Consider the following 14,138-nt stretch of genomic DNA (forward strand, 5'->3'; position numbering starts at 1 on the left):
GAGCGTGCTTAAGCTCATGGGCTTGAGTAGCGCAATTAGTGGGTATAGATTTCCGGTTTCAAGATCCCGATGTAGGGCAGGTTCCGGTAATGCTCAGCGTAATCCAGACCGTATCCGACAACAAACGCGTCAGGGAGTACGAATCCGGTATAATCCGCCTCGAGCTTCACAGTTCGGCGGGCAGGTTTGTCAAAGAGCGTAACCACGCACGTCGATTTGGCGTTGCGGCTCTTGAGCAGCTCAATCAGATGGCTCAGCGTGAGACCGCTGTCGATAATATCTTCGACAATCAGCACGTCACGTCCTTCAACCGGGACATCCAAATCCTTGATGATTTTGACAACGCCCGAAGACTTGGTCTGCGCCCCGTAACTGGATACGGCCATGAAATCGAGTTCCATAGGTACTGTCATATTTTTAACCAAATCCGCCATAAAAATAAACGCGCCTTTGAGTACACAAATCACAAGAGGGTTGCGACCCTCATATACCGAGCTCAGCTCGGCACCGAGTTCCTTAATTTTCTTCTGGATTTCTTCTTCGCTGATCAGAACTTCTTGAATATCGTTTTGCAACTGAGCGAACCTCCTACGTTATACTATGAAAGCCTAACAATGACCATTACAGTTACTCCGCATTCCCCGTATCCTCCAGGGAAAAGTGAAGCACTGTCGATGTATGCGCACCTACAGCGGCATGAATCGAACGCCTTACACCCGGGATCCATACGATGCTGCCTGAACCGTCAACAAGAACCGGTATGCGGGAGCGCATGGATGGAGGTATCTTCGCGTCAATGAAAATATCTTTTACCTTTTTGCTTCCGTTTAATCCCATGATTCTCATTGTGTCCCCAGGCTGTCTTGAACGGATCGTGAGCGGAAACTGCAGCTCATCGGCGTCAAAAACCGCTTGATGACCGTCTAACGCCATCTTGGACAATTGATTTACTTCAGGCGTATGCTCCGCCATTCTCAGGACTTTCCTTATTTCTTGCAACCACAACTCCGGGACGATTGCATCCAACCGATATGTATAGCCAATCATCTTCTCCGGCAACCCGTGCATAAACGTAATCCAATCGTATTCGCGTATGCAGACCAGGCCGCAGCCCAGGTCCAGGTGCCATGTTGTGCTGTCTTTCTGGTGAATCCCGTGCCGAATGGTTTCGATCTTGTGATAATCGGTGTTTTCGGAACCCGGCGACAGATAATTTAATATTAGTTTAATCAACCTCCGTTGTAAAGCGACATGTAAGGCCAAAAAGGAAGGCGCCCGAAAAGCGTGCCTTCCATGATTACACTGTACCAGTTCGCGGTATGCGTTCACCGCTGCCTGTTCCACGAAGTCGTCTTCCGGGCCGATAATGTCAGCCATCTGATTGATCGATTGAACAATCCGACTATTATATTGCCCTAAATAAGGCAGGACATCCAGACGGATTGCATTCCGTCTGTACTCGATCTGGAAGTTGGTCTGGTCGACAGCATAAGGATAACCATTCTGCTCACACATATCCACGAGGTCTGTTTTGTATATACGTAAGAAAGGACGGATAAGTTCCACATTTTTTTCCCGTCTTTTGAACCGGATTCCCCGGAGCCCCCCCGGCCCGCTTCCGCGCAGCAAATGCATCAGCACCGTCTCCGCCTGATCGTCGGCGTGATGGGCCAAAGCGATAGTGTTGGCGCCGCAGGCCTGCGCCGTTTCAAACAAAAATTCATAGCGCTTGAACCGGGCCGCCTCCTCCACCCCCTTGCCGCTCTCCTTCATATAAGAGGGTACGTCTACTCTGGCCATCTCAAACTGGATGCCTAATTCCGCGGCCAGCCGCCGGACCAGTTCGGCTTCCTCATCCGCTTCCGGCCGCAGCCCATGGTGAGCGTGGGCACAAATGAGGTTAAGGGGGACCGCCGTTTCGGAAATGTCCTTCAGAACATGCAAAAGAGCCACAGAGTCCGGACCTCCGGATACTGCGACTACGAGGGTGTCATGGGGAGACCATAAGCGGTGCTCTTCCGCCGTGCGGAGCACTTGCTCTTTAATTGTGCTGAACTTCTGCCTGCTCTCCATCCATGTTCTCCTTTTTTCGCATTCATGCCTATGTATCAATATCTTCTATTATACAGCTCACCGATCTGGTGTTGCTCATTTAAAAAATACAAAGTACACCGCAGCTCCCAGCATAATGACTGAGAAGGCAAACGTATTGATCAGCCACCTCGGCGTCTTGCCCGGGGCTCTGCCGGAAATGGCCGGTGCATAAATTTGCTGTTTCCACGCGGCCAGCGCCTCCCTGGACCCCGAAAATTCACCTTGGATAGCTTTGCGCAGCCATTGGGCATACGGCTTCAGCCTCGGGCTCCGGCTAATCAGGGTGAGCAGCTCCGAGCGGTTCCGCGTCTGCGGAAGCAGCTGGGCGCAGGCCGCCTTCAGTCCCTCTTCATTCAGAAGCTGGATCATCAGCACGGCAAAAGCGAACAAGTCGTAAGCTTCATCGCTGCTGCGGCTGCCGGCATTCCAGTAACCCCGGTCATACCACTCTGTGAACTGCTTGACGCTGCGTCCGATTTTACTGACGCCGCCGTAATCGATCAATTCCACCTGCCCATAATCCGATACCATGACATTGTCGGGCTTAAGGTCTCCGAATATAAACCCGAGCCGATGCAAGCCGGTCAGCTTTTCGAGCAGCCGCAGCCCTGTAATTCCAACCCATTCCTCGCCCCGCCGGCGGATAAAATGATGGATCGGATTCCCCTCAATATAACGCATCACGTAGAATGGCACTTCTTTACCCATCCCCGTAAAATCATCCACTTCCAGCAGAAACGGAGTTTTGAAGCTCCCCTTCAGCCCGTCCTGGCGCCTGCTCTGTGACTGCAATGAGGTCAGCACATTGATCTCCGACTGCAGATCCAGCGTGTCATACCCCATTTTCAGCGCGTACAAATTCCGGTATCCGGCCTTGTGAACGAGGTACACGATGCCATTGCCGCCCTGTCCAAGCACTCGCCGGATCACAAAGCGGTTATTATGCCATTTTCCCGTAATTACCGTTCCGGCCGGATATGCCGGTCTAGACGACGTAGTCACCGAGCATCCCTTCTCCTTCTCCGTCATTTCCCCGCCAGGTTTGTCCGTCTAGTGTACCATAACGGAAGAAATCAATCACCTTCAGAATCGCCGGTCCGGTTGGCGTTGCACCTTTCATTTGGATTCGTTGGAACAAGTTACGCACTCCGCCAAGATCCTGGATCCAGTCGGAGTCCATGACGGCGTCCTCTCCGCTGTTCCGTCCGGGAAAATGGAATACAGCCAGTTCACTTATGCCTTCCCTGGCCTGCAGGCTGAGCATCAAATCCCGAATGGCGTCCTCGACCGCAGCCAGCTTCGGCTTCATACTGGCACTGGCATCAATCAACAGGGCGACTTGAAGCGGTGTCGTTTCGGTCAGCTCATCCACGACTTGAACTACCTGAGACCGCTGCTGGGGCGGAAGCTCCTCCAGGGATCCGTCCCCCAAAATCGTCTTTAACTCCTTATTAACCGCCTGCTGTATTGTCTGAACCACCGTTTTGCGCGTCATCATCTGCATCGTTTGGGCCAGCTGCCTGGTCCCCACGATGCGGCTCACCCCCCCGCCGGCCTTGGCAATTTCAGCAATTTCCAAGCTGCCAAGCTCCCCAATCGTTCCGTAATCGATCACACCGGCGACGTTTACCGTAATTCCCTCCTGCAGCGCATGAGCCGCGGCCATGACCGGGCTTGCCCCGACATTGGAACAACCGTCCGTAATTAATAAAATTTGTTTCATGATGGCATCATTCCTCCCAAAAGTGTCTATCACCCTTTAGGTTCTAGTATTTCCACTTTTGAGAGATTCAAACGGCTGCCCGGCCCCTCCATCCCATTTCCCGGGCAATGGGACGGATAACAACTAGTTTTACATATTCACCTCCGATCGTGATCCGGCATTGCGGTCAGCTGACCGTGCGCGGCCGCTCCATGCGGTCGACGCCCGGCACATGCAGGGTAGCCCACTCCGGCTGATAATGCTCCACCTTTCCGACAACGACGGTCATGTCGTCATGAATTTGATTTTGCTGGTAACGAATCACTTTCTCGAGCAGGCAGTCGGCAATATGCTGCGGGTCGTTACTTTCGATCTCCTGCAGCATCCGCTTCATCCACAATTCCTTGTTCACGGCGTAACCCGGCGCATCATAGATGCCGTCCGTCATCATGATAACGATGTCCCCTGCTTGCAGCTTCAAGGTGACCAGATCCACCTCAATATCCTGAATAATGCCGATCGGCAGGTTGCTGGCCGAGACGGGAATCACTTCATTGCCCCGTTTGATAAAGCTTGGGGCGGAGCCGATTTTCATAAACGTCGTTTCCGCTGTATATTGATCAATCAACGCCATATCCACTGTCGCATAAATCTCCTCCGGGGATCTCAGCATCAGAATGGAGTTCACCGATTTGATCGCCAGTTTCTCATCCATGCCCGACTGCAGCAGCTGCTCCAAAATGTTCAGCGCGGTGCTGCTCTCCAGCCTTGCCCGCTCTCCGTTGCCCATTCCGTCGCTCAGCGCCACAGCGAAAGTGCCGTTGCCCAACTCGACCGTACTGAAGCTGTCGCCTGACAGCAGATCTCCTCCTTTGGCGGCCCCGGCCACCCCCGTCGTAATTTCAAACGTTTTGGCCGACCCGAACATCACGGTCGCAAGCCCGTCTTTGGTGCTGCTGAACGTTTCATTCAGCACGGCTACATGCTCGTCCAATATATCGGACAGCAGCGGCGCAATAATTTTACGGCATTCATCGTACCCCCTTGTATACGCATGCACAATTTCGATTTCCACATGTCCGGGATCCAGACTGATGATTTCGATCCCCTGGATCGACAGTCCCAGCTTCTCCAAAGCGTCCCGAATTTGCTCCTCCTGCCGGTACATCGCTTGTCCTTCCCGCTGAATTTCCTTAGCCAGGTCCTCCATCACCTGGGATACGCCCGATAATTGCTCGGCGACCAATTGACGGCTGTCGTATATTTGCCGTTTCCACTGCATATCATGTTGGTAGAGATGATACTGCTGCTTCATGACATCCACAACGTCGCCGGTTTTGGCGCACATTCTCTTCCATTCCTCCGGAACGTCCTCAGCCGACATCTCCGGATTCTCCTCCACCGAAGTCATCACGTCGGTCATATATTTATAGGTTTGATAGAACTTCGCGTCCCAGCAATGGTTTTTCTTGAAGCAGTTCGCACACGCCCCTTCCGTCACTGCATTCATAAAATGGTCCATTTCTTCGTTCCGCTTGCTCACCTCCTCCGTGCCGGACACCTGGCCGAAGCTCTGGGACAGCTGACGGAACACCTGCGAGAACTGGGTCACCCGCTCGGCTGTCAGATCCCTTACTCGCTTGGCATACTCATGCTGCGATTTGCTGTGATCCGTCGTCCCCGGCACATACTTGGAGATCACCGCAATCATCGCTTTCGGGGTTAGCAGAAACAGTCCGATGGCGATACAGGTTTCCCAGGTGGACTGCATGACGTCGCCCGGACCGCTGAAATAGATGGACAGAATGGAAGAGCCCAGCAGCATGCCGATGGATACGGCTCCTTTTCGCCCTTCCCGCAGCATGCCGGCGAGCATCCCGGAAAAGGCGAGCAAACTCATCTGATAAATAGCCGATATATCCGCCAAGCTCAGAATCAACCCGGTTACAACGCCGACCGAAGCCCCGAGCGGCGCCCCGCCGACCAGCGCAAACACCAGGATCAGGTACCTGGAGAGGACATGCTCCACGGACAAATTATATACGCTCCACCCCACCGCACCTGTCATGACGGAAGCAAGCAGGATAATCAAGCATAGAATTTCTTCGTTTTTCAGCTGGTAGTTCTTTTTCCTGTACGTAAACACCGGAATCGCCTGGATAAACACGAGCGTCAGCACAAAGCTGAGTACGGCATCGACCGCGGTCATCATCAGGGCATACCACGTAAACGGCGGACCGATCAGCACCATGAATATTTTGACGCAGAAGGCGGAGACGAACACCATTAACGGCGCGTAGGAGAGCTCGGCGTGGTCAAAAGCGTTCAGCCCTTTATACATCAGGTGGAAGATGATGAGCTCGGCGGCGATAATCAGCGGTGCCGGAAACGGAGCAAACAGGGAGCCCAGGATCACGGCCATCCCCACCGGCAGGATGTAGTCCCGCCGCATGAAGGCGATGACTGCAAAGAAGGCGACCGCAAACGGCGACAGCTCGTCCAGTATCATCGCTTTTCCGAGCAAGAAGCCCATAAAAGTCAGCAGCAGCATCCACTTCTTTGCTGCGAGGAACTGCATCGGCCGCTGTACGGCCGATATGTTCCGGATCCGTTCCGACCAGCTCATTCCGTCCACGACCGCTTCCCCCTTTGCCGATTTCATGACAGGCACGTCCATCACATTCCATTTTTCCATGATCATGGCACCACCATTTCGTAGGATTTGTTGGTACCCATTATAGAACCGGTGAAACATGAAAGTTTGTCAGAACAGCGGACAAGCTTCCAAGAAATTTCCGACAAAAAAGCCTGCGTTCCCGAATGATCGGAAATCCGGGTCGACTGGTTGTCCCCCAACACTTCCAGCTCGTTTCCAGCCTGTTCGATCCGGGGTAATCTCCCGAATAAAATCACCGCTTCGGCTAGCGATTGCGACAGAGATAGCTGGAATGGCGTTGGATGCTGTCGGTAATTTCTTGCAGAACGACAAAATTACCGAATGCCGCCCTTGATGGGAAGAGGACTGCAGAACAGCGCCTGGCCCGCAACAAAAACAAAAAAACCGCAGAAGGCTTCATGCCCTCTACGGTTATCTGCTTCATACGGTTATCGTATGCTCTAATCTGTTAGTAAAAATTACATGCGTTTCGCGCCACGGCCTCCACGCTTGGATTCCGTGTTCTTCTTGATCGACGATATGCGCTCTTCGCTGTCTTTTAGGAAGCGAGACATTTTATCCTCGAATGAAGGCTTGTTGGCCGCAGGCTTATACGGACGCCCGCCACGTTCACGATTGTAACCTCCACCACCGCCAAAACGGTCTCCGCCGCCTCCACCGGTACGTTCCGGTCTTGGTCCTCTTGGAGGCCTAGCTTCGGATGCCGGCTTATCAACAGCTTGTTTGATGGAAAGCCCGATCTTGCCGTCCTTATCGACATTGATCACCTTCACTGTCACAACATCATTGATCTTCAGGTGATCGTTGACATCCTTAACGTAATTATCGGCGATTTCCGAGATGTGAACGAGACCCGTGACACCTCCTGACAGATCCACAAATGCTCCAAAATGCGTTATGCCTGTCACCTTGCCTTCTAACTTGGTGCCCACTTCGATTGCCATAGAATAAAATGATCCTCCCTTAAAAATATACAACAAGATTTAATAAAACCTTGGCTGTGGTGATTTGATTATACATAAAGCGTAAACCCAGGTCAACTGAGTAATAACCCACTTCAGCGCCTATATTAAGGGCTGGTGGATTCCGCATGAATCGGGGTTTCCCCCGGCAAATACAGACCATAATTTTTCCTTGCCAACTGTCCGATATACTCCGGATCGTTCAGCCGTTTCACATCCCGCTCGAGCTGTGCCTTCGTCTGTGTGGTCTGTGCCTCCAGCTTCAGCTTCTTCGACAGCTCGGAACTCTTGTCCGCAATTTGCGAATTCTGGTCAATAAAGGTGTAACCTGCCCACCCCATAAACAGAATCATGAAAGTCAGCCATAAAAAAATCCGCCTCCGTGCGCCAGCATGATGACCGGCAGGCTGCTTATCATTCTTTTGTGTAGTCTGCGGACGGGTTTGGGCTGGTGATGCAGCGTATTTTCCCATGAATGCCTCCTCTTTACAAATACGGAAATCGTTGCGTAACGGGCCGTTCCTAAGCCTTGTCTACTCCTTGGAGAACCATCGCTTCCACAGCTCTGCAGCTGCGGTGAGAAACTTCCTGAACCACTCAGGCATCTTCAGACGGGAGGTGATGGGGCGGAGCATCCATTGAAGCAGCTTCCAGAAAGGCGTGAGACAGCGCAGGATCACGTGGAGAAGAAACATCAGGAGGCTGCCGAGCATGACGGCAATCCACTTCAACAGTTTCAAGATCGCACGGATCGGAGCCCAGACGAGCGCCCGAAACAAACGCTTGACCACATCAATCACGTAACGTACTGTCCTTATTAACATTACCACAAAACGCTGGGTTGTAACACTCAAGATTAAAAAATATAACCATACCCCAATAAAGAGTCCCACAAATACATAAAACCGAAGCTGGCCGTAATTGCTGATATACAGCATCCGAAACACAAACAGGGCCGCAGCGCTCCAGTACAGCACGTCCAATACATGAAGGGTCCATTTCGGAAAATGGAGCTGGCCCGACAGCACCCGGTAACTGTCATAGGCCACCCCCAACGCCGCTCCCGAGAACAGCATCCACAGCAGGGTAATCCATTGAATCTGTGGACTCATTTAAACAGCTTGCCGAGCATTCCTTTGTTTTTGCTGTGCGAACCGGGATCCAAATAAACCAGGGAATTCACGTGGCCCTCGATCGAGAGCAGGCCTTCTTCCAGGTTTAAATTTTTAATATGTAAATTCTGGCCTTTGATGGTCAGGTGCCCTAGCTCGGTTTGGAGAAGAAACTCCTCGCTGTCAAAACTTTCCACATTGTTTACCCCCGTCAGGTGCAGCTGCTTGCGATTCAGCATATGCAATTCATGCTGCTTGTTTTTCGCTTGCTCGATCATGGCATGTACCCCTCCTTCTTAACAATAGCTTATGGAGCGGTTTCGGGGTTTAGAACCAGCCCTGCCGGGTGAAACGGAGGAACTTTAAGCATGAGCTGAACAAAAGTGCCAAGCTAAAAAGGCATCCCCCGATCGTGATCGGAAGATGCCTCTAATGTGCTGCTGTATATGCCTTCTGGAATGCCCGCTTACCAGTTCAAACCGTTATCTTTGGCGATCGGTTCTTCCTTGACCAAGGTGTACAGGCTGTTCGCCTCGTCCTTGCGGGTCGTTTCGGCAAGCCGCTCCACCTTCACGGTGACCAGCTTCTGGCCGAACTGGACGGTGATCTCATCGCCCACCTTGACCGTGCTGCTGGGCTTGGCTTCCCTGCCGTTAATGAGGACCCTTCCCTGATCGGAGACGTCCTTCGCAACGGTACGCCGCTTAATTAACCTTGATACCTTAAGGAATTTGTCGACGCGCATCTTATTTTACGGCTTCTTTAAGCTTGTTGCCCGCTTTGAAAGCAGGAACGTTGGATTCCGGAATTTCGATGGTTTTGCCGGTTTGCGGGTTGCGGCCTGTACGACCGGAACGCTTGCGGGTTTCAAAAGTGCCGAAGCCGATCAGCTGAACTTTTTCACCGCTTGCCAGAGCTTCCTCAATTTCACCCAGGAAACCGTTCAGAACGGACTCCACGTCTTTTTTAGTCAAACCGCTTTTCGTGGAAATGTTGTTGATCAGATCTGTCTTGTTCATAAATTATAATCCTCCCAATATACAAAGAAATAAGTATTGGCGCGGTAGAGGAGCTTAGCCCCAAAACATACCGCTTTTGGCGCGTTCTGTATGGTATTCTTGCTGTGCCGCCCGAATTCCTGCCTCAATCCGCCATTTTTTTATAATTTCCGAGGAAATCCCTGCAAAAAGAAGCTGCTGGGTGTCATCTAACGGAAATTTTGCGCGAAATCGGAACCATGAAATACGAAAGTCATTCATTCCTGTTCGCTAAAAGGGCTTCACTCCACAGGCATTGAAGGCGCTCTCCGTCCCTCCGGGACCGGAGATTTCATATCATACCTCATTTTTGGCCCGTTGCCAAATTTTCTCCATCTCATCCAGGCTGGCTTCCTGCAGCGTTTTGCCTTCTGCGTGCAGCACATCCTCGATATAACGGAACCGGCTGACGAACTTGCGGTTCGTTCTCGACAGCGCTTCTTCCGGATCGGCATTCAGGAACCGGGCCGCGTTCGCCGCCGCGAACAGAAGGTCACCCAGCTCACCCACCTGCTCGTCGACGCTCTGTCCCTCCGCCACAGCCTGCCGCAGCTCTCCGAGCTCCTCCTCGATCTTGTCGAATACGCCCTCGATGGAATCCCAGTCGAACCCGACCTTGGATGCCTTCTTCTGAAGCTTATATGCCTTCATGAGCGCCGGTAGGTCTCTTGGAATCCCGTCCAGGGCGGACGCCTTCTCGGGCTCGATGCCTTTACGGCGTTTCTCCTCGGCCTTCATGGCATCCCAGTTCTGCAAGGCGGCTTCCGCATCCTTGGCCTTGTTCTCGCCGAACACATGCGGATGGCGGAAAATCAGCTTGTCATTCAACCCTTGAATGACGTCGAACACGCTGAATGTGCCTTCCTCTTCCTCCATTTGCGAATGCAGCATGATCTGCAGCAGCAAATCGCCAAGCTCCTCCTGCATATGCTCAGGGTCATCGTCATCGATGGTCTCCAGCACCTCGTAGGTTTCCTCGATGAGATTTTTCCGGATCGACGCATGCGTCTGTTCCCGGTCCCACGGGCAGCCCTCCGGACTGCGGAGGATGCCGACGATCTCATGAAGCCGGGCGAAGGTCCGCTGGCGCAGGCTCTCGTCGTCACTTCTAGGAACGTATACGAGCGAGAGGTTGCCATAGCCAAGGGCGCGGTCGAGCTCAAACAGCGGAACCTGAAGCACCTGCTCCTCCCCTTCGACACCAAGCGCATGTCCGACAACGACCTGGTAATCGTCAGGATAGAGCTCCATGAGGCACAGCTTCACCTCAGAAGCGGTAAACTCGTCGTATACCTGCCCGATCACGGTGTGCAGCTGAGGCTGCAGCATGCTGCTGCGAATGCCGGTGGAATCGAGAAGCTGAAAGCCTTCGATCGGATCAAAACCGAGTCGGATAAAGGCTTCGTCGAGAAAGGACTCCCCGCCCAAGATTTCAAGGGAGATCCCCTTCTGTGGGCAGTGCTCCCTCAGCAGCTGAACGGTGGACTCCGCCACCATCGGATGCCCGGGCACCGCATAGACGATCACGCTCTGTTCATCGCCGGCCGAAGCCAGCTCTAGCAGCCGGTCTGCGATGGAGGCGTACACCTCCGGAAACGAATCATGCGCTTCGTAGATGTGGTCAAATGAACTGATTTCGAGCTTCAGCTCCTCCAGCATCGACATGACCGGATGCTCTTTCGTTCTGACGTAGATTTGTGATGCCTGCTGCAATGTCTTCACAATACCCATCGTCAGCCGGTCCGGGTTGCCCGAACCGAGACCGACAACCTTCAGTACTGCGCTCATATGTCATTCCTCCGCTCTATTTCCCATTCTTCCGGGAATGGGGCATAAATATACTATATCACGGTTTCTTTTTTAAAAGAAAACCAGAAGCGCAAGGGGGTCCCCGCAAGGCCCGGCCCTTTACTGAAGCTAGTTCAGCGGCTCCGTTAATCCGCCGCCTTCTATCATTCTCCCTCTATGACGGCCAAAAATAGAAGATTCCTCAGTCCCCTGCGGTTATTACCGCAGCAGCCGAACCCGCTTCAGTAAGGCGGTCAGCGGACGGCCGATCTTCGGCAGCATCGCAAGCTCCTCTTCGGTAAGGAGCTTGGCCAGCACGGCGCCGGCGAGGAACACGGCGCCTCCGGCCGCGGCACCGGCAACACTTGCCGCGGCGGCCACGAGGCGGGCGGGCAGCCCGAGCGCGGACAGCACCGCGTCCGCCGCGAGCGCCGCAGCGCCCGCCACCACGGCCATGCCGGCCAGCATCAGGGAAGGCTTGGCCAAGGCAGCACCGGCGCGAATGCGCAGGCCGGTGCTGCGGGCAAGCAGCGCGATGTTGAGCGCTGCCGCCAGGAAGTGCGCGGCCACGCCGGCGATGGCCGCGCCGGTAATGCCCAGCTGCGGAACCAGCAGCAGGTTCAGCAGCGTCTTCGCCGCTGCCGCGGCCAGCAGGTGCATGGCCGGCGCGCGCACAATGCCGACGCCCTGCAGGAGCGCGGCCGAAATGATGCTGAGCGCGCTGCCGACGGCAGTGAAGGCGATCCAGCGCATGACGCCGCTGCCCGCCGTGTCCTGATACAGCGCGATATTCAGGGGATCGGCCAGAATGGCAATCCCCACCGATGCGGCGAGGCCCAGCAGCCAGAACCAGCGCAGGGACAGCCGGGTACGCTCGCTCACCAGCTCGCGGTCTCCTCTCGCCTTTGCGTCCGCCAAAGCGGGGATGAACAGCACTGACAACGACGTAGCCAGCATCGTCACCAGCTGGACGATGGGGATGCCGCGGTTATAGATGCCGAACTGGATCATCGCCCCCGCCTCGCCGGCGCCTCCGGCTTTGAGCAGCCGCGGTACGGTAAAGCTGTCCACCATGCCGATTAAAGGCACGGCCAGTGAACCCAGACAGACGGGAATCGCGTACAGCAGGATCCGCTTCAGCAGGCTCCAGCTGCTCTCCCGCCCGGCTTGACGCGGCTGACCCGTCCGAACGATAAACTCCTTGTGCGCCGACACGGCAGCGCCTTCGGCGCCGGCAGAGCCACGCCGAGTCCGCCGGAACCTGCGCCAATAGCCGAGCATGACGATGAAGCCGGCGGCTCCGCCAGCGGCCGATCCCAGCAGTGCCCCAGCTGCGATAGTCTCCGGCTTCGCCCCGATCCCCGTTAGGTAAATCAGCAGCCCGATCATGACGGCGACCCGCGCACACTGCTCCGTGATCTGCGAAACGGCGGTGGGCATCATGTTCTGGTATCCTTGAAAAAAGCCGCGCATCCCGGTCATCACCGGTACGAACAGCAGCGCTAAGGACGCCGTCCGCACCGCCGGCACGACGCTGGAATTGTCGATCCAGGTCCCGATAAGCGGAGCGCAGGTGTACACGGCGGCCCCCAGGACGATGCCCAGAAGCGCCAACAGCACCGAGGACAGCCTCATCACCCGGAGTCCTTCCCCCGTCCCCCCGACGGCTTCGTCCTCTGCGACGAATTTCGAGATCGCGGCGGGCAGACCCGCGAGTGCGATCGTCATCATTAATGAATAGAGCGGATATACCGTGTTATAGATGCCGAACACCGCATCCCCGCCCATGTTTTGCAGCGGAATTTTCTGCAGCGTGCCGATCAGTTTCGACAGCACCATAGCCATGCTTAAAATCAAAGCCCCCTGCAGCATCTTCGATGCCGCACCTGTCTGTTTCATCCTCTTCCCTACTTTTTGCCCGGATTCAACCTCGGTCATTTGGCGTTGCTTCCGTTTTTTCGATACGAATACACCTATTATACCTGAGGAGAGCGGACACAAAAAACTCCCACCTTCATTCCCGGATCATCCGTGAATATGAAGGGGGAGCTTCGTGTGCTCGAGGAAGAGCCGTACCGGGCTGCCGGATTACTGCTCCATTTGCTTGCCAAGAAAAGCAGCGGCTGTCTCGGACATTTTGACTTCCAGCTGCGACATCTTGGTCGCTTCGTCCTTGCTCAGCAGGATCACTGAACCAATTGGATCTCCGCCGGAAATGATCGGCGCGACCACAAAGGAGGACAGATTCTCCTGATGGTCCTTGCTGATTTCGTAGCTGCCTTGGTTTGTTTCCAGCAGCGTCTTGCGGCTGTCCATGCAGTTCTCGATCAGGGATCCGATCGGTTTCTCCAAGTATTCCTTCTTGGAGCCGCCTGCAACGGCGATAAAGGTGTCGCGGTCGGAAATGATGGTCGTATGTCCGGTGCCTTCATACAGCGACTCCGCATATTCCTTGGCGAAATCGCCCAGCTCGCCGATCGGGGAGTACTTCTTCAGAATAACTTCACCATCACGGTCTACAAAAATTTCAAGCGGATCTCCTTCACGGATACGCAGTGTACGTCTGATTTCTTTAGGGATGACCACTCTGCCCAGGTCATCGATACGGCGGACTATTCCAGTAGCTTTCATTAACATGTTGCCCCGCTTTCTAGAGAAGATTTTTCAACTACTGTTCTTATGGGAAGAGGTGAGTCCCAGGAATATAAGTTGTGATATCTGCCCATAGTATTCATCCATTCCCAATTCCTTATACATGATGTTGGA

At 54.1% G+C, this 14,138-nt stretch carries 14 protein-coding genes; all 14 read right to left on the bottom strand.

Going from position 1 to position 14,138, the window contains the following annotated elements:
- Nucleotides 1–35: 35 nt before the first annotated feature.
- The 14 genes from hpt to spoVT all read right to left on the bottom strand — a co-directional run bounded on the left by hpt (nt 36) and on the right by spoVT (nt 14,003).
- Nucleotides 36–575 (bottom strand): hypoxanthine phosphoribosyltransferase, encoded by a 540-nt coding sequence (gene hpt / locus ABIE48_RS31345; protein ID WP_076176679.1) that lies wholly within the window; start codon nt 573–575, stop codon nt 36–38.
- A 52-nt stretch (nt 576–627) separates the two neighbouring features.
- Nucleotides 628–2,073, bottom strand: coding sequence for a tRNA lysidine(34) synthetase TilS (gene tilS, locus ABIE48_RS31350; RefSeq protein WP_192717538.1), 1,446 nt, complete (start codon nt 2,071–2,073; stop codon nt 628–630).
- A gap of 75 nt (nt 2,074–2,148) precedes the next feature.
- The gene (locus tag ABIE48_RS31355) at nt 2,149–3,096 is read right to left on the bottom strand and encodes a serine/threonine protein kinase (RefSeq protein ID WP_145029934.1); all 948 of its coding nucleotides are present in this window, start codon (nt 3,094–3,096) and stop codon (nt 2,149–2,151) included.
- On the bottom strand, nt 3,080–3,817 hold the full coding sequence (locus tag ABIE48_RS31360; RefSeq protein ID WP_145029936.1) for a vWA domain-containing protein: 738 nt from the start codon (nt 3,815–3,817) through the stop codon (nt 3,080–3,082). The genes ABIE48_RS31355 and ABIE48_RS31360 overlap by 17 nt, the downstream gene beginning before the upstream one ends.
- A 166-nt stretch (nt 3,818–3,983) precedes the next feature.
- A complete protein-coding gene (gene spoIIE / locus ABIE48_RS31365; protein WP_397342889.1) occupies nt 3,984–6,422 on the bottom strand; it encodes a stage II sporulation protein E in 2,439 nt (812 codons plus the stop codon).
- A 509-nt stretch (nt 6,423–6,931) separates the two neighbouring features.
- On the bottom strand, nt 6,932–7,417 hold the full coding sequence (locus ABIE48_RS31370) for a S1 domain-containing RNA-binding protein (RefSeq protein ID WP_145029940.1): 486 nt from the start codon (nt 7,415–7,417) through the stop codon (nt 6,932–6,934).
- A 125-nt stretch (nt 7,418–7,542) separates the two neighbouring features.
- Nucleotides 7,543–7,908, bottom strand: a complete 366-nt coding sequence (locus tag ABIE48_RS31375; RefSeq protein WP_116234463.1) for an FtsB family cell division protein — start codon at nt 7,906–7,908, stop codon at nt 7,543–7,545.
- Between the two features lie 60 nt (nt 7,909–7,968).
- On the bottom strand, nt 7,969–8,547 hold the full coding sequence (gene yabQ, locus ABIE48_RS31380; protein WP_145029942.1) for a spore cortex biosynthesis protein YabQ: 579 nt from the start codon (nt 8,545–8,547) through the stop codon (nt 7,969–7,971).
- On the bottom strand, nt 8,544–8,825 hold the full coding sequence (yabP, locus tag ABIE48_RS31385; RefSeq protein ID WP_089549461.1) for a sporulation protein YabP: 282 nt from the start codon (nt 8,823–8,825) through the stop codon (nt 8,544–8,546). Before yabP ends, yabQ begins: the two co-directional genes overlap by 4 nt.
- A gap of 188 nt (nt 8,826–9,013) precedes the next feature.
- Nucleotides 9,014–9,292 carry an RNA-binding S4 domain-containing protein gene (locus ABIE48_RS31390; RefSeq protein ID WP_076176670.1) on the bottom strand — a complete coding sequence of 93 codons (279 nt, stop codon included), beginning with the start codon at nt 9,290–9,292 and terminating at the stop codon, nt 9,014–9,016.
- 1 nt (nt 9,293) lies between these two features.
- Complete coding sequence (locus ABIE48_RS31395) at nt 9,294–9,566, bottom strand: HU family DNA-binding protein (RefSeq protein ID WP_076176669.1); 273 nt, start codon at nt 9,564–9,566, stop codon at nt 9,294–9,296.
- A gap of 315 nt (nt 9,567–9,881) precedes the next feature.
- A complete protein-coding gene (gene yabN / locus ABIE48_RS31400) occupies nt 9,882–11,372 on the bottom strand; it encodes a bifunctional methyltransferase/pyrophosphohydrolase YabN (RefSeq protein ID WP_192717537.1) in 1,491 nt (496 codons plus the stop codon).
- A gap of 219 nt (nt 11,373–11,591) precedes the next feature.
- The gene (locus tag ABIE48_RS31405; protein ID WP_192717536.1) at nt 11,592–13,271 is read right to left on the bottom strand and encodes a putative polysaccharide biosynthesis protein; all 1,680 of its coding nucleotides are present in this window, start codon (nt 13,269–13,271) and stop codon (nt 11,592–11,594) included.
- A gap of 189 nt (nt 13,272–13,460) precedes the next feature.
- Nucleotides 13,461–14,003: a stage V sporulation protein T gene (gene spoVT, locus ABIE48_RS31410; protein WP_145029950.1), complete on the bottom strand. Its 543-nt coding sequence runs from the start codon at nt 14,001–14,003 to the stop codon at nt 13,461–13,463.
- Nucleotides 14,004–14,138: the final 135 nt, after the last annotated feature.

The sequence above is a fragment of the Paenibacillus sp. OAE614 genome (assembly GCF_040546645.1).
In the GTDB taxonomy this organism is placed as follows: Bacteria; Bacillota; Bacilli; order Paenibacillales; family Paenibacillaceae; genus Paenibacillus_AQ; species Paenibacillus_AQ favisporus.